This is a genomic window from Amycolatopsis sp. N2S4-7, from assembly GCF_058119595.1.
In genome coordinates, this window is record NZ_CP172299.1 from 8091685 (window position 1) to 8107387 (window position 15703).

Sequence of the window (15703 nt, forward strand, 5' to 3'; positions counted from 1 at the left end):
AAAACCCAGGTGAGCGCGGTCGCCGGGTAGGATCGCCGGACGGAGGAGCGAGGGGAGCGCATGACCGCCGAACGCACTGGCGCCGAAGACGTCGACCGGACGCTCGCGTTGCTCTGGCGAGCCCGCGGCGGCGCTGCCGAACCGACCCGGGGCCGCCGTCCGACGCTGACGATCGAGCGGATCGTCGCCGCGGCGATCGCGGTCGCGGACGCCGACGGGCTGGCCGCCGCGTCGATGCACCGCGTCGCCAAGGAGCTCGGCGCCGGCACGATGACGCTCTACACGTACGTCCCCGGCAAGGCCGAGCTGGTCGACCTGATGGTCGACGACGTGCTCGTCGAGCGGCGGCTGCCCGGCCCGGGCGAGCCGCGGCCCGGGGACTGGCGCGAGCAGGTGGCGCTGTACGCGGAGCGGACGCGCGAGGCGTACCGCAACCACCCGTGGCTGTGCGAGGTTTCGCGCGTCCGGCCGCCGCTCGGACCCGGTCAGCTGGCCGGGCAGGAGTACCTGCTGTCGATCATGGACGAGCTGGGGCTGCCCCCGCGGCAGGCGGTCGCGGCGGCCAACGGGATCGGCACGTACGTCGACGCGAACGCCGCGCTCGGCGCGGAGAACACCCGCCTCGAGCGCAGCACCGGGCAGTCGACCGAGGCCTGGTGGCACCAGCGGTCTTCGTTCTGGGAGAACTACTTCGTGGTGGACGCGCACCCGGCGATGAACCGCATGTGGCTCGGCGGCGGGTTCGACGAGAGCGCGAAGGCTCAGGGCGACAAGGCGTACGAGTTCGGCTTGAACCGGATGCTCGACGGCATCGAGGCACTGGTCGGCTAGCGCCTGTCCTCGAAGCCAGATGAGCAGCGGGGCCAGGTCGATCGGGCCCCGGTAGGAGATGGCGGTTTTGTCGGATCGGGTGGCGATGGCACGGAATTGTTTGCCCCGGTTGGAGCAGCGTTCGACGATGTTGCGGCGCCGGTAGGTGGTGCGGTCGAAGACGGGTGGGCGTCCGCCGCCCGGCCACGGCGCAACCGGTTGGCCTGCTGATCCCGGCGTTCGAGAATCGTCGCCGGGGTGTGCCGTCGGTGCAGGTAGGAGCGGATGGCGCGACTGGAGTAGCCCTTGTCCGCCAGGAGCCGGCTCGGCCGGGTCGGCGGACGGCCGGGACCTGGCCGGCGGAACTCGATGCCCGCCATGACCTGGACAAAACGGTGCAGTCGTTGACGTTGACGCCAGTCAGCACGACCGACAACGGCCGTCCGTGACCGTCGCAGGCGAGAGGGATCTTGGTGGTGGGTCCGCCGCGGGACCGGCCGATGGCGTGATCGTCTGGCTCGCTGTGTCCGCCGCGCGCGTGTGCTTCCCCTGTGTGAGACGCGGTCGTGCGGTCGGCGCCGGCAGCGTGCTGATGCGCCCGCACGATGCTGGAATCGACGGAGACCTCGCTGTCGATCGCTTCGGCGATCACACGGACCTGCGCCACCAGCGCGGCCAGGGTGCCGGTGCGCGACCAGCGCCAGAACCTGTTGCAGACCGTCTTCCACGGCCCATACCGTTCGCCAGGCCACCCCAGTCTTGGCCTTGAACAACATCCCGCTGATCACCCGCCAGTCACCCACCCGCGGGCGTCCCTTCGCCCCCGAAGCGGGCAGCAACGGCTCGATCACCGGCCACTGCTCATCAGTCAGCTCATGCCCACGCACCACAACCCAAGATCAAAGCAGGCACCCACCAGCCTTGAGGACACGCCCTAGCGCCGGGTGCGCCACCGCGACCGGCGGCGCTCCTGCCGGGGCACCGACGGCTCCGCCGGGTCCCCGCGCAGGACGTCCCGGCACACCGGGTCGAACCGGCCGGGCGCCTCGATCATCGGCGCGGCCAGCACCACGTGCCCGCACACCGCCCGGAACCGTCCGTCGTGCCGCCCCGCCGCGAACTCGTCTTCGGTGACGGCGTGGGTGTAGCCGTCGGTGTCGCAGCGGATGTGGACCAGGAACGGCTCCACCGGGCTCAGCCCGCCGGGCTGGGCGTCGTGGTTTCGGTGGCGGTGCCCGCCGAGTCGGCGGCCGTCGTGGTCGCCGGCGGCGTGGTGCTGGTCGTCGTCGCCGGCGGCGTGGTGGACGTCGGCGGCGGCGTCGTCGGGTCGGTTGTCGGCGTGGTCGGAGTCGTCGGCGTGGTCGGGGTGGCCGGCGTGGTGGACGTCGGGGTGGTCGACGTCGGCGTCTCGCTGGTCGGCGGGATCGTCGTGCCCGGCGGCGGGGTCTCGACGTCCGGGGCCGGCGGCGCGGGCGCCCCGACCGGGCTGCCGGCCGCGGCGGTGTCCGGGGCGTTGGGGGTGCCGATCGGCACGTCGCTGTCCGGCAGCTGGGCGACGCCGCCGCGGTAGGCCGCGGCCCACGCCATCACGGTGTCCACATAGGACTGCGAGTTGTTGTACCGGCGCACGGCGATGCGCTGGCCCGCGTCCGTCGACAGGTCGAGGCCGCCCGAGCACAGGTAGCGCGCGGTGGCCAGCGCCTCGTCGTAGATGTTGTTCGGGTTCGACACGCCGTCGCCGTTGCCGTCGGAGGCGTAGCCGCGCCAGGTCGACGGGATGAACTGCGTCGGGCCGACCGCGCGGTCCCACACCGCGTCACCGTCGTACTTGCCGCCGTCGGTGTCCGGGATCGCGGCGAACGCGCCGGCGCCGTTGAGCACCGGGCCGAGGATCGGCTCCAGGGTGTCGCCGTTGGCGTTGACGTACCCGCCGCGGGCGTGGTTCGACTCGATCCGGCCGATGCTCGCGATCAGCGCCCAGTCGAGGTGGCAGTTCGGCTGCTCCTTGGCGAGGATGTCGGCGGCGTTCTTGTACGCCTTGAGCATGCTCGCCGGGATGCCGAGCGGCCCGGAGATGCCGGCCGAGCCGGCGCGCCCGCCCGGCACGACGAGCGGGGTGGGCAGCGGCGGCTGGGGCAGGCTGCCGTCGACGGCGATCGGCGGCATGACGATGTTCGGCTGCTGCAGCGGGCCCGCGGCCTGGTCCGGCAGGGCGTCGCCGGCGTCGGCGACCACGACCGGCGTCGGCAGGCCGGTGGTCAGCGTCGGCAACACGACGAGCGCGCCGCCGGCGAGCGCAGCCGCGGTCCGGCGGACCACCCGCGAACCCTTGCGACGTGGCCGGTGCTTCGGCATGGTCGTCCCCGCTTCCCTCGATCTTCGCTGATCGCCTCACCCGATCGGCCTCACCCACCGGTACTGACCGGTAGGAGCAAGCTATCCGATGGAACCAAACTTTGGCGAATAGCACAGCGAAATCGGGCCGTCGAAGCGAAGTTCGTCCTGATGGCACAAAACCTTCGTAGGGAATCTGTCACATTCACCAGGACTTAACGCGGTGCTGAGGAGAGTTTGCCCTGCAGGACGCCCGGAAGGGCGATCCCGCGGTGCCGTACGTCCGAGGAAAACCGCCGGACGAGCGAATCCGACGGTGTCGCGGTGAACGTGACGACTTCGCGGTGCAGCGCGGGCTTGAGCCGCCGCAGCGCCCCGGCGAAGGTGCGGGTCAGCGCGGTCGTGGGGACCAGTGCCACGCCCAGCCCGGCCGCCGCGAGCTGCGCCGCCGTCGCTGCCTGTTTCGTCCGCATCACCGCCTCGAGGACGGTTCCGCGCCGCGCCGCCTCCTCGTCGAGCCAGCCGCCGAGGCCGTTGTCCGGGTGGTAGTGCACCACCGGCTCCCCGGCCAGGTCGGCCATCGGGACCGCCGCCTGGGTGGCAAGCGGGTGGTCGGTGGCCAGCGCGACGACGATCTCCTCGTGGCCCACCAGCTCGGCCGCTCCGGTCCAGCGGCTCGGCCGCGGCCCGACCGCGACGTCCGCTTCGCCCGATTCCAGGGCGGCGGCCAGCGCGTCCGCGCTCGTGGTCTCGGTCAGCGAAATCCGCACTTCCGGCCGGTGGCGGTGCCAGGCCCGCAGCACGGGCGCGAGCAGCCCGGCGGTCATGCTCTCCGCGCACGCGATCCGCAGCGTGCCTTCGCCGCCGGCGGCCACCGCGCGGCCGGTCCGGACCACCCGGTCGGCGGCGGCCAGCGCCACCCGCGCGTCCGCGAGCACCGCCCGCCCGGTGGCGGTCGGCCGGACTCCGCGCGGCAGCCGTTCCAGCACCGGCGTGCCGAGTTCCCGTTCGAGCGCGCCGATCTGGTGGGACAGCGCGGGCTGCGAGAGGTGCAGGCGCGCGGCCGCCTCGGTGATCGACCCGGCGTCCAGGACCGCGACCAGGCACTCGAGCGCGCGCAGCGTAGGCATTCGCCGATTCTATCCCAGCCATCGAAAACCTTCGGATCGCTGAGGGATGATCCCCGGCTCATCGCGCGCTGAAGACCGTGTGCGAGACGAAAGGAGCACGGAAATGTCGTTCGAAGGAAAGCGGTTGGTGGTGGTCGGCGGTGGTTCGGGGATCGCCCGCCGGATCGCGGCGGACGCGCACGCCGAAGGCGCCGAAGTCACTTTGGCCGGGCGGAATCCGGCGGAGTTCGCCGAGTCCGGTATTCACACCGCTTTCGCGGATCTCGGGGACGAATCGTCGGTGAAAGCGCTTGCCGCCGAAGTGGGTGAACTCGATTACCTGGTCACGCTCGCCGCGGCGCCCGCGAACGGTCCGATCGCGACGCTGGACCGGGACGCGATCACCCGGGCGTTCGACGCCAAGGTCATCGGGCCGCTGCTGCTGGCCAAGCACTTCGGGCCGCGGTTCCGGGAAGACGGCGCCGTGGTGCTGTTCTCCGGGGTCGCCGCCTGGCGCCCGGTGCCCGGCCGGGCCGTCATGGCCACGACGAACGGCGCGGTCGCGTTCCTCGCGGAAGCGCTCGCGGTGGAACTCGCGCCGATCCGGGTCAACGCGATCTCGCCGGGCATCGTCGACTCCGGCGCGTGGGATCGGCTCGGCGACGGGAAGGACGAGTTCTTCCGCCGGACCGCGGAAGAGAATCCGGCCCGCCGGGTGGGCCGGACGGCGGATATCTGGGCCGCCACGCGGCAGGTGCTGACAAATCCGTTCGTGACGGGCACGATCCTCCACGTCGACGGCGGCGGCCGGCTGGCCGGGAACCGTGGGTGAACGAACCTTTACACGAACCTGAACGATTCCTATGATCGGCCGACCGGACGCACCGCCGCGGTCCGGTCGGCCCAAGGTGGAGGGTTTGATGGCACGTAGGGCTCCGCGCCGAGAGCAGGTCACCGTCGCCGAGCTGCTGGTCCGGTCCGCCGCGGCGGATGACCGCCTGTCCGCGGAAGACACGCTCGTGCTCCCGCGGGCGCGGCACCGGGAGAAACCGCAGGTCCTGCGTTCGCTGGCCCGGCTGCGGGTGCTCTCCGTGGTCGCCGGCGCACTGGCGCTGACCGGCGGGGTCAGCGCGGCGGTGTCGATGCCGGTCGAGCGGAGCGCGGGCCCGGCGTGGCCCCCGGTGGGGCTCGAACCCCCGCCGGTCGCGCTGGTGCCGCTGCCGTTGCCCGCGGACGTCGTCGTCCCGGCGGCCAAGCCGGCTCCGAAATCCGTAGCGCCACCTGGCGCGCCCGAGGCGATTTCTCCGGCCGCAGTCGTGACGGAAGCGCATTCCGGACCTTCGCCGAGCTATCGCGGGAAACTCGCGAAGGCGGTCAAGATCGTCGGCAAGGTCCCGGTGAAACCGCCGAAGGCGGCCGCGAAGCCGCCGCGGCAGGCGGCTCCGGTGCGGCACGAGATCCCGGACGTCCCGATCTGGTCGCGCGGCCGCGCGCCGGTTCCGGATTGGCCGTCGGCCTTTTCCGGCCGTCGCCACGCGGGTTACCCAGACGGCGGGCACCACCCCTGCGGTGGCGGCCGCCACCGCCGCTAGGAGTCGAGCGGGATCTGGTACTGCATGAACCCCTTGTCGAGCGCGACCTGGTCGTAGAGCCGCCGCGCGGTGGTGTTCGACGTCTGCGTGTGCCAGTAGACGCGGACGCACCCCCGTGCCCGCGCCCAGTCGGCGACGGCTTCGATCAGGGCCCGCCCGACGCCCTGCCCGCGGGCTTTCGCGTCGGTGAAGAGGTCCTGCAGGTAGCAGACGTCGGCGGAGGTCGTGCTGACGTGCGTGAAGAAGTGGACGATGCCGACGAGTTCGCCGTCGAGCCGCGCGCCGAGCGCGTGCATCCGCTCGCCACTGGCGAACTCACGCCAGGCTCGGTCCATCAGTTCGGGCGCGAGTGTCCTGCCGTAGAACGCGTTGTAGCCGGCGAACAGGTTTTCCCAGGCTGCGCGGTCGTCCGCGGTGAGGCCCCCGAGGGTGATCATGCGCCGAGGCTAACGCGGCTGACCGGTTCGGCGGACAGACTGGACACAACTGGTCAGTAAGGTGACGAACCCGAATCCGATTCATAGAATCGGGGTCCCGGTCGGCAGAAACACGCGGAGGTTCCCGATGGCCCGCACGGAGCACCGTGCCAGTGGCAAGCCCGTGACGGTCGGGGAGCTGATGCTGCGCCCGGACGTCCACGGCAGACGCCGCCCGGAAGACCTCGAGGTGCTCGAACTGGCCTACCGGATGCGCCGCCGGATCGGCCCGGAGCCGGTCGCCGCGCGGACGGCATCAGCCCGGGCCCGGGCACTGGCGGCGGTAACCGGCCTTTGGCGGCGCAAGCCCCGGTAAGGCGGACCCATTGCGGGCCACCCTCGTCGAGGGTGGCCTTTCTTGTGCCGGCCGGGAAATCACCCGCGATGAACGGCCACGGCCACCGCGAGCGCCGCCGCCAGGGCCCGGTGCCCGGCCGAAGTCGGATGGACGTCGCAGCCGCCGGAAGGCAACGCGATCAGCAATCCGGCCGCGCAGGGGTCACCACCGGCACGCAAGGACGCCAGCCGGAACGCCGTGAACCCGTCGGCGACGAACCCGCGGTAGTGACGCGTCACCTCGGCCAAGGCGGTGTTCATCGCCTTCACCTGGGCGACCTGGGCGGGATCGCGGTAGTCGAGCGAGTAGTAGGAGACGAGCGCGAGATCGCCGCGGTACTGGGCGCGAACCGCCCCGAGAACGGCCGCCAGGTTCCGGCTCGCCTGGCCGAGCGCGGCCTGGAAGGACGCGGGACCGGTGCAGTGGTCCGGCGTGGTGTTCTGGCAGAGGAACATGTCGTTGGCGCCGATGGTCAGCGTCACCAGCCGCGTGTCCTGGTGGGCCTTCAGGTACTGCACGGCGTAGTCGATCTGGGTGCCGGGATACGGGACGTGCAAGGGAAACGCCGTCCGGTAGCCGGTCGGCGAGCCGAGGGAGTTTTCGCAGCCGTTGCTCTGCGCACCGGCGGTCAGCATGCTCGCCGTCGTCTCACCGGGGCAGGACGCGTTCGCGAGCCGGAGCTTGCGCAGCGACGCGTATTTCTCCGCGTAGCCACTGAAATTGGCCGCGTTGAGGTACTCGGCTCCCGCGCCGGGGCGGTAACCGAACGCGACGGAATCGCCGAGCGCCAGGTACCGGCCGTGGTAGCCGGTCGCCTCCGCCGGAGCCGTCGCCAGGGAAGCCAGCGCGACGGCCGCTGCCGCGCCGGCGAGGAATCGGCGGAAAGTCCTGTTCCTGAACCCCATGTCCGGCTCCTTCCCCGCGGCGTCGCGTGGCCGAACCGATTGTGCCCGGTCCGGCCACGCGACGAAAGCGGCAGAAGCGTCAGAAGCCGATCGTCGACGGCGGTTTCGGGCCGGCGATCCGGGCCTCGGCCGAGCCCGGCTCGACCGCGGCGCAGTGCGTGCCCCTGGCCGGGAGCTTGCCGGTGATCAGGTAGTCGTCGGTCGCCTTGATCACGCACTGGCTGTTCTTGGAGTACGCGCCGTGGCCCCAGCCGTCGTAGGTGAGCAGCGTGCTGCCGCTCTGCCGGGCCGCGGCCTGCGACCACGCGTACGGTGTCGCCGGGTCGTGCCGGCTGCTCAGCATCAGCAGCGGCGGGGCGCCGTGCACCTGCAGCGGGTGTTGCGGGTTGCTCGTCTTGTTGGGCCAGCCGATGCAGCCGGTGACCGCGCGCCAGCCCAGCGAGTTGACCTTGACGTCCGGCGCGAGGGCCGCGGCCGTCCGGCGGTACGCCTCGAGTTCGGCGAAGTTGTGCACCGGCATGCGCCAGTCGTCGCAGAACACGCTCTGGAAGACGTTGTTGACCGGGATGTCCTCCCGCAGCTGCGCCGAAGCCCCGGTGCCGTCCGCGAAGGACTTGAACACCGACGCGAGCCGATCCCAGCTCGGGCCGTAGAAGTTGCCCTGGATGATCGACGCCAGCGAAAGCGGCGTGATCGGTTCGCCGCTCTGCGGGTCCTTCAGCTCGCCGCGCGCGGCCTTGTCCTGCAGGTCGCGCGTCACCTTGGAGACGTCCCGGCCGTGCAGCGCGCAGCTCGGCGTCCGGTCGCACCAGGCGGCGAACTCGCCGAACTCGGCCTGCACCGACTGCGTTTCGCTGTTGAGGAAGTCCCACGCGGTGAACTGCGAATGGTCCATGTTGCTGTCGAGCACGAGCGCCCGGACCTTGTCCGGGAACAGCTCAGCGTACTGCTGGCCCATCAGCGTGCCGTAGGAAACGCCGTAGTAGGTGAGCTTCTGCTCGCCGAGCGCGGCGCGGATGGCGTCCATGTCCCGTGCGACGCTCTTGGTGTCGGCGAACTGCCCCAGCGGCCCGGAAAGCCGGTTGCAGCTCTCGCCGAGCTTCCGGTTGTACTGCGCCAGCTGCTCGAATTCGGCCTGGTTGCGCGGGACTTCCGGGTGGTCGGCGATCAGCTCGTCGAGCCCGCACTTGATCTGGGTGCTGTCGCCGACGCCGCGCGGGTCGAAGCCGACGGTGTCGAACCGCTTGGTGATCTCGGCCGAGAGCGACCAGCCGGCCTTGACCTCGCCCGCGCCCGGGCCGCCGGGGCCGCCCGGGTCCATCAGGACCGAGCCGATCCTGGCCTGCGGATCGGTGGCCTTGCGCCGGGCGAGCGCGATGGTCGTGGTGCCGCGATCCGGGTGCGCCCAGTCGATCGGCACGGTCACCGTGCCGCAGTCGACCTCCGGCGCGTCCGCGCACGGCTTCCAGTCGACGGATTCCGCCGCCGAGGCCGGTGTCGCCGCCAGCAGGCTCCCCAGTACCGCCGTCGCTGCCGCGGCCGTCAGCAGCCGCTTGGTTACCCCCAACATTGCCAGCCCTTCCCCTTACCGACAGTGGTTGACCGGCTCCAGGAAATCACCATTCCGGTGATCGCGCCAGGTTCCCTGGTGGATCAGGCCGTCACGTCCAGTGTGGACGATCGTTCCGCGTGCCGGAGCCACGCCGTGGCCACCGTGCCGAGCACGCACAACGCGCCCAGCACCCCGAAGGCCCAGCCGAAGCCGGTGGCCGGATCCACGGTGAGGCCGCGGGACAGCACGATCACGCACAACGCGCCGCCGACCGCGCCGCCCACGCGCAGCACGATGTTGACCAGCGCCGTGGCGTGGCCGAGTTCGCCGGCGCGGACCGACGCGTACGCCGCCGTCGACGCGGGCATGATCGAAAGCCCGAGCCCGGCGCCGCGGACCACGAGCAGCGCCTGGGTGAGCCACATCGGCGTGTCCGGGCCGAGCCACGGTAGCGGCACCGTGCTCGCCAGCACCACCAGTGCCCCGGTGAGCGAGACGGTGCCGCCGCCGTAGCGGTCGGTGAGCCGGCCGGCCACGAGCACGAACACCGTCGTGGCCAGTCCCATCGGCGCGAGCAGGACCCCGGCTTCGGCCGGCCCGGCGCCGAGCCGGAGCTGGAACCACAGCGGCAGCAGGAGGACGGCGCCGAACATGCCCGCACCGGCGAGCAGCACGGACACCAGCGCCGAGCCCAGCACCGGCCGCGCGGCCAGCCGCAGCTGCAGCACCGGGTGCGGCACGCGTAGCGACCACCAGGTGAACCCGGCGAGCGCGGCGGCGCCGATGCCCGCGAGGACACCGGTGAGCGGGCCGAGGTCGGTGAGCGCGTAGACCACGAGCGGCAGGCCGAGCGACACGAGCAGCAACCCCGGCCAGTCCACCGGTGGCGGCTGCTGCCGTTCGCCGCGCGGCACGTACCGCAGCGCCAGGCCGAACGCGACCAGCCCGATCGGCAGGTTCAGCCAGAACAGCACCGGCCACGAGAAGTGCGCGAGCAGGAACCCGCCGACGCTCGGCCCGACGACCGGCGCCAACCCGACGACGAGGCCGAGCGTGCCCATGGTGCGGCCCAGCCGTTCCGGCCCGACGGCCAGCCCGATCACCGTCTGCCCGGCGGCGACCATGATCCCCGCGGCCATGCCCTGCACCGCGCGGAAGGCGATCAGCGTGACCGCGCCCGGCGCGAGGGCGCACGCCACCGACGTCAGCAGGAACGCGGCCAGCGCCCACAGCCACAGCCGTCCGGCGCCGAGCTTGCGCACGAGCCACGGGGTGAGCGGAAGGGCCGCGGACAGGCCGAGCAGGAAGGCGGTGGCCACCCACTGGATCTCGATGAGGCTGACCCCCAGGTGCAGCCTCATCGATTCCAGCCCGACGGCGACGATCGAGCCGTCCATGTTGCCGAGGAAGCCCCCGAGCGCCATGACCCCGGAGGCGATCCAGACGGCGCGCGGGATCGGGGCCAGTGCGGCTTTCTCGCGGAGATCACTCATGGGAGTGACGGTAAAAGCTGAAGCAAGGTTGAAGTCAAGCTCCGGGTCCGGCTCAGCCGCGGGTGAACTCGTCCAGGGTCACCCCCAGCAGCTCGCACACCGCTCGCAGCTCGGGCCGCCGGTCGCCCGGGACCGCATGGATGTGGTTGGCGCCGAACCGCGAGAGGAACGTCTCCGCCGGTGCGTCGAGCCGGGCGAAGGCGTGGGGCCACTCCGGGGTCGACTGTGCCTCCAGCGCCGAAGTCGTTGCCTCGTCGTAGTTCTCGAACTCGCCCAGCATCAGCTGCAGCCGGTAGACACCGTCGAGACGGGTCAGCCGGGCCAGTGTCATCCGCCCCGGCGCGGCGATGTGGTGCACCGAGGCGCCGCCGGCCGGGAAGAAGAACACCTCCGGGTGGAGGGTCACGCGGGCCAGGTTCTCCGCCGGGTCGTCGCTGCGCGCGGCGAACCACGTCGCGTGCTGGCCCGAGTTGCAGAGGTCCCAGACGTCCCGGTCGGCGTGGTAGTGGCGGACGTCGGCGAACAGCACCGGCGTGCCCGAGAGGTGCTTCATCAGCTGCATGGTGAGCGCGCCGTCCATGTCGGCCTCGGTCGCGCAGACGTGGGTCTCCTTGGGCCCGTTCCAGTCGTAGGGATCGTTGAGGAACGCCTCGGCGACGTCCATCGTCGCGAAGTGCTGCGTGAGCTCGGGCTGGCCCTTGATGCCGGTGAAGTCCAGCCGCCACTCCTCGATCAGCGAACGCATCGCCACGTACGCGCCGATCTGGCGTTCCAGCAGCTCCGGGGTCAGCTTGACGCCGTCGTAGCGGACGGTCGCGTGCTGCTCCAGCCACTCACGCGCCTTCCGCTTCTCCGCCGGGTCGGCCGCTTCGGCACGCCGGACGATCTCCCACTGGTCGATCTCCTCGACGTCGACGCCGAACCGGCGCTGCCACTGGTCGGTGTTGGCCACGGCGGTGTTCATGCCCATCGGCCGCCCGCCGATCCGGCCGAACGTGCTGCCGCGCAGCTTCGCCACGGCCGCGGCCGCACTGGCCCGGACCCCGATCGCCGCGATCAGGTCCGCGTCCGACGGGTCGCCCCAGAGCCGGGTGTGCGGCCGCCCGATCTGGTCGAGCGCGCCGCCCGCCGCGAGCATCCCGACCATGCCCGGCTGGACCGGGTCGAGGTTGGCGACCAGCACCAGCGGCCCGCTGAGCGCGCCCGCGGCGAGCATCGTGAAGTGCGGGAACGCCCAGACGCAGTAGTGCAGCACCGTCAGGTCCACCCCGGCCGCCTCGACCTCGCGCGCGACCGACGTCGCCTGGGTGTTGGCGGACACCGGCGTGGTGGCCCGGACGACCTCGTGGCCCGCCGCGGCGAGGGCCGCGACCAGGCGGTCCTCGGTGCCGCGGAGGAATTCGGCGATTCCACTGTGGACGTAGTCGCGGCCGTCGGAGAGGGTGATCACGCCGATGCGTGCCATGCCGGGATCCTTTCCGTGGGGGGTCAGCGGTTGGCCTTCGCGTACACCTCGGCGGCGTTCGCCCGGGTGACGAGCTGGGTCGGCAGCATCAGCGTCTTCGCCGGCTCGGCGCAGTCGACGAGGAGGCTCTTCGCCGACGCCACCGCCTCGCGCCCGCCCGTCGGGTAGACGAACGTCGCCGCGAGGCGCCCGGCCTCGACCGCCTTGATCCCGCCGGACGGGATCGGCAGGCCGTCGATGCCGAGGAACTGGATCTTCCGGTCGAGCCCGGCGGCCTTCGCCGCGAGGTAGGCGCCTTCGGCCATCGGGTCGTTCTGCGCGTAGACGGCCTGGATCTCCGGGTGCGCCTTGAAGATCGCGTCCGCCTGCTGCTGCCCCTTCTCGCGCAGCCAGTCACCGTCCACAGTGGTCACGATGTCGATGCCGCGGCCCTCGATGCCCTTCGCGAAGCCGTCCTGGCGTTCCTTGGCCGGGGTCGACCCGGCGAGCCCGCGGATCTCGGCGATCTTCCCGCCCTGCGGCAGCATCTTCTCCGCCAGGTACTGCCCGGCCTGCCGGCCGATGTCGACGTTGTCGGCGCCGATCCACTGCGTGTAGGCGTCGCCGTCGACCTTGCGGTCCAGCACGAGGACCGGGATGCCCTTGTCGTAGGCCTTCTTCACCACCGCGGTCAGCGGGGTCGCCTCGTTGGGGCTGATGACGAGCAGGTCGATCCGCTGGGTCAGGAAGTTCTCGACGTCGGCGACCTGCTTCGCGTTGTCCTGCTGCGCGTCGGCGAACTTCACGGTGAACTGCGGGACGTCCTTGGCGGCGCGGGCGATGTCGTCGTCCATCTGCTTGCGGTAGGGCTCGGCGACGTTGGCCTGGCTGACCCCGATCGTGTACTTCCCGCCGCCCCCCTGGCAGGCCGCGGCGGACGTCGAAGCGCCCTGGCCGGAGTTCTCGTGCGTGGTGCCGCAGGCGGTCGCGGCCAGGACGAGGACGAGGATCGCGAAGTGCTTGCCGGACATCTCTTTCTTCCCCTCTTCGGCGGTCACGGCGTGGGACGCAGTCGCTGCAGGCCCGCGGCGACGACGATGACCAGGCCCTTGATCAGGAGCTGCACGTTGGGGTCGACGCTGTTGAGCGCCAGGATGTTGTTGAGCACGCCCAGCAGCAGCGCGCCGGCGACCGTGCCGGACACCGACCCGCGGCCGCCCGAGAGCGCGGTGCCGCCGATCACGACGGCGGCGATGGCGTCGAGCTCGTAGCCGCTGCCGTCGTTGGGGCTGCCCTGGTTCAGCTGGCCGGCGTGGATGATCCCGGCGAGCGCGGCCAGCAGCCCGCTCAGCCCGTAGACCAGCACCTTGACCCGGGTGACGGCGACGCCGGACAGGCGCGCGGCCTTCTCGTTGCCGCCGATCGCGTAGACGTGGCGGGCGAACGCGCTGGTGCGCAGGAACGCGATGGCCGCGACGGCGACCACGGCGAAGATGACCGCCGGGATCGGCACGAGCCCGTTGAACGTCCGCTCGCCGAGCAGGGAGAACGCGACGGGCGCCTCGCCGGGGCCGTCGCCGTAGGAGATCTGGACGCCCTGGCCGCCGGACCAGATCCGGGCGAGCCCGCGGGCGACCTGCAGCCCGGCGAGGGTCACGATGAACGCCTGGATGCCGAACACCGCCGACGCGATGCCCTGCAGCAAGCCGAAGACCAGACCCGCGGCGAGGACGACGAGCACGGCCGGGAGCACCCCGAGGCCGTCGTCGACGAGCAGCACGGCCGAGCCGACGGCGGCGAGCCCGAGCACCGCGCCGACCGACAGGTCGATCCCGCCGATCAGGATCACGAACGTCATGCCGACGGCGATGATGCCGATCTCGGAGATCGCGCGGACGACGTTGAAGAGGTTGCCGCTGGTGAGGAAGTCCGGGAAGCCGTCGTGCGACGGCGAGAACGCGATGGCCGCGGCGAGCACCAGCACCAGGCCGAACAGGCTCTGGAAGCGGAACAACGCGGCGGTGACCGCGGCGCCGCGGCTGGGCAGGAACTCGGTCGTCGTCATCGCGTTTCCCCCATCGCGGCGGCGAGCAGCTCGGCCTCGCCCGCGTCGTGCGTGTCGAGCTCCTGGCTGCTGCGCCCGTCGTGCAGGACGACGACGCGGTCGCACAGCCCGACCAGCTCGGCGGGTTCGGACGAGGCGAGCAGCACGCCGATGCCGCGTGCGGCCGCGGCGGCGAGCAACTGGTAGATCTCCGCCTTCGCGCCGACGTCGACACCACGGGTCGGCTCGTCGAGCAGCAGCAGCTTCGGCCGGGTGAGCAGGGCCCGGCCGAGCACCACCTTCTGCTGGTTGCCGCCCGAGAGCGTGCCGACGGGGTCGGCGAGCGCACCCTTCACCTTCAGCTCGCCGAGCACCTCGGCGACGGTCTCGTTCTCGCGTCTCCGGGTCAGCACGCCGGCCGTGGCGAGTCTGTCCACAACGGACAGTGCGGTGTTCGCGCGGACGGAGTGGGGGAGGGCCAGCCCGGCGACCCGGCGGTCCTCGGGCACCAGCGCGAGCCCGAGCTTGACGGCCTGTCTCGGGGTGCGGGGCCGGACCTCCTTGGTGTGCAGGAGAACCCGGCCGTGCCAGCGGCCGGGTGTCCCGGCCCCGAAGAGCGTCTCCAGCAGTTCGGTGCGGCCCGAACCGAGCAGGCCGCCGAGGCCGACGATCTCCCCGGCGCGCACGGTGAGCGAGATCCCGGCGGGCTCACGGCGGCCGGGCCGGTGCCGCCGCGGGCGCAGCGCGAAGTCGTCGAGGCGGAGCAGCTCGCCACCGGTTTCGCCGTGCTTGACGCGGAACAGCGCCTGGACCGGGCGGCCGATCATCGCCTCGGTGACCTGCTCGGCGGTCAGTTCGCGGGCGGCGAATTCGGCGGCGACGCGGCCGTTGCGCAGCACGGTGGCGCGGTCGGCGATGCGGCCGATCTCTTCGAGCCGGTGGGAGATGTAGACGATCCCGGCGCCCGCGTCGCGGAGTTCGGTGATCACCTTGAACATCCGCTCGACCTCGGCGCCGGTGAGTGCGGACGTCGGCTCGTCCATCACCAGCACGCGGGCGTCGAGGGCGAGCGCCTTCGCGATGGCGACGAGCTGCTGCTCGCCGGTGCGCAGTTCGCCGACGGCGCGTTTCGGGTCGAGCGCGATCCCGGTGCGGGCGAGCAGCTCGCGCGTCTCGTGGTGCATGCGCTGCCGCGCGACCGTCCCGGCCTTGGTGCGCAGTTCGCGGCCGAGGAAGATGTTGGCGGCGACGGAAAGCCCGGGCACGAGGTCGAGTTCCTGGGGGATCATCGCGATGCCGCGGCGCTGCGCGTCCACGGGGGAGCCGAAGACGGCGGGCTCGCCGTGGACCTCGATGGTGCCCCGGTCGCCGGCGACGTCGCCGGAGAGGATCCGCATCAGCGTCGACTTGCCGGCGCCGTTTTCCCCGAGCAGGGCGTGCACTTCGCCGCGCCGAACGGTGAAGTCGACGTCGTCGCAGGCGAGCGTGCCGCCGTAGGCCTTGCGGACGCCGGTCATGGCGACCAGCGGGGAACCCGGGTCTTCCATGACACCCCTCGCGTCGGCGGAAGATGGGAGTAATCGATTACCCAGACGCTAAGCGTGGTG

General features: G+C 71.9%; 15 protein-coding genes and 1 pseudogene. 4 read left to right on the forward strand and 12 right to left on the reverse strand.

What is annotated here, in order from left to right; genetic code table 11:
- The first annotated feature begins 60 nt into the window (after positions 1-60).
- Positions 61-831 (forward strand): TetR/AcrR family transcriptional regulator, encoded by a 771-nt coding sequence (locus ACH54P_RS38550; RefSeq protein WP_489908208.1) that lies wholly within the window; start codon positions 61-63, stop codon positions 829-831.
- A 12-nt stretch (positions 832-843) separates the two neighbouring features.
- Here ACH54P_RS38550 and ACH54P_RS38555 read toward each other — a convergent pair.
- The 4 genes and pseudogenes from ACH54P_RS38555 to ACH54P_RS38570 all read right to left on the reverse strand — a co-directional run.
- A pseudogene (locus ACH54P_RS38555) lies at positions 844-1700 on the reverse strand (IS5 family transposase); the annotation flags it as partial.
- Between the two features lie 44 nt (positions 1701-1744).
- Complete coding sequence (locus ACH54P_RS38560; protein ID WP_489908209.1) at positions 1745-1999, reverse strand: hypothetical protein; 255 nt, start codon at positions 1997-1999, stop codon at positions 1745-1747.
- A gap of 5 nt (positions 2000-2004) precedes the next feature.
- Positions 2005-3165, reverse strand: coding sequence for a lytic transglycosylase domain-containing protein (locus ACH54P_RS38565; protein WP_489908210.1), 1161 nt, complete (start codon positions 3163-3165; stop codon positions 2005-2007).
- Positions 3166-3359: 194 nt separating this feature from the next.
- Entirely contained in the window at positions 3360-4274 is a 915-nt protein-coding gene (locus ACH54P_RS38570) for a LysR family transcriptional regulator (RefSeq protein ID WP_489908211.1), read from the reverse strand.
- Between the two features lie 103 nt (positions 4275-4377).
- On the opposite strand from ACH54P_RS38570, the gene ACH54P_RS38575 reads away from it, so the two are divergent.
- On the forward strand, positions 4378-5085 hold the full coding sequence (locus ACH54P_RS38575; protein ID WP_489908212.1) for an SDR family oxidoreductase: 708 nt from the start codon (positions 4378-4380) through the stop codon (positions 5083-5085).
- Positions 5086-5173: 88 nt separating this feature from the next.
- The gene (locus tag ACH54P_RS38580; protein WP_489908213.1) at positions 5174-5845 is read left to right on the forward strand and encodes a hypothetical protein; all 672 of its coding nucleotides are present in this window, start codon (positions 5174-5176) and stop codon (positions 5843-5845) included.
- On the opposite strand, the gene ACH54P_RS38585 is transcribed toward ACH54P_RS38580, so the two are convergent.
- Positions 5842-6282 carry a GNAT family N-acetyltransferase gene (locus tag ACH54P_RS38585; RefSeq protein ID WP_489908214.1) on the reverse strand — a complete coding sequence of 147 codons (441 nt, stop codon included), beginning with the start codon at positions 6280-6282 and terminating at the stop codon, positions 5842-5844. The genes ACH54P_RS38580 and ACH54P_RS38585 overlap by 4 nt on opposite strands.
- 127 nt (positions 6283-6409) lie before the next feature.
- On the opposite strand from ACH54P_RS38585, the gene ACH54P_RS38590 reads away from it, so the two are divergent.
- Positions 6410-6637 carry a hypothetical protein gene (locus ACH54P_RS38590; RefSeq protein ID WP_489908215.1) on the forward strand — a complete coding sequence of 76 codons (228 nt, stop codon included), beginning with the start codon at positions 6410-6412 and terminating at the stop codon, positions 6635-6637.
- A 59-nt stretch (positions 6638-6696) separates the two neighbouring features.
- On the opposite strand, the gene ACH54P_RS38595 is transcribed toward ACH54P_RS38590, so the two are convergent.
- The 7 genes from ACH54P_RS38595 to ACH54P_RS38625 all read right to left on the reverse strand — a co-directional run bounded on the left by ACH54P_RS38595 (position 6697) and on the right by ACH54P_RS38625 (position 15643).
- Positions 6697-7563, reverse strand: coding sequence for an SGNH/GDSL hydrolase family protein (locus tag ACH54P_RS38595; protein ID WP_489908216.1), 867 nt, complete (start codon positions 7561-7563; stop codon positions 6697-6699).
- Between the two features lie 79 nt (positions 7564-7642).
- Positions 7643-9133: an alpha/beta hydrolase gene (locus ACH54P_RS38600; RefSeq protein WP_489908217.1), complete on the reverse strand. Its 1491-nt coding sequence runs from the start codon at positions 9131-9133 to the stop codon at positions 7643-7645.
- 83 nt (positions 9134-9216) lie between these two features.
- Positions 9217-10608 carry an MDR family MFS transporter gene (locus ACH54P_RS38605; RefSeq protein WP_489908218.1) on the reverse strand — a complete coding sequence of 464 codons (1392 nt, stop codon included), beginning with the start codon at positions 10606-10608 and terminating at the stop codon, positions 9217-9219.
- Between the two features lie 52 nt (positions 10609-10660).
- Positions 10661-12073, reverse strand: coding sequence for an L-fucose/L-arabinose isomerase family protein (locus ACH54P_RS38610; RefSeq protein WP_489908219.1), 1413 nt, complete (start codon positions 12071-12073; stop codon positions 10661-10663).
- A gap of 23 nt (positions 12074-12096) precedes the next feature.
- On the reverse strand, positions 12097-13110 hold the full coding sequence (locus ACH54P_RS38615; RefSeq protein WP_489908220.1) for a substrate-binding domain-containing protein: 1014 nt from the start codon (positions 13108-13110) through the stop codon (positions 12097-12099).
- Positions 13107-14117, reverse strand: coding sequence for an ABC transporter permease (locus ACH54P_RS38620; protein ID WP_489908221.1), 1011 nt, complete (start codon positions 14115-14117; stop codon positions 13107-13109). Before ACH54P_RS38620 ends, ACH54P_RS38615 begins: the two co-directional genes overlap by 4 nt.
- The gene (locus ACH54P_RS38625) at positions 14114-15643 is read right to left on the reverse strand and encodes a sugar ABC transporter ATP-binding protein (protein WP_489908222.1); all 1530 of its coding nucleotides are present in this window, start codon (positions 15641-15643) and stop codon (positions 14114-14116) included. The genes ACH54P_RS38620 and ACH54P_RS38625 overlap by 4 nt, the downstream gene beginning before the upstream one ends.
- Positions 15644-15703 lie beyond the last annotated feature (60 nt).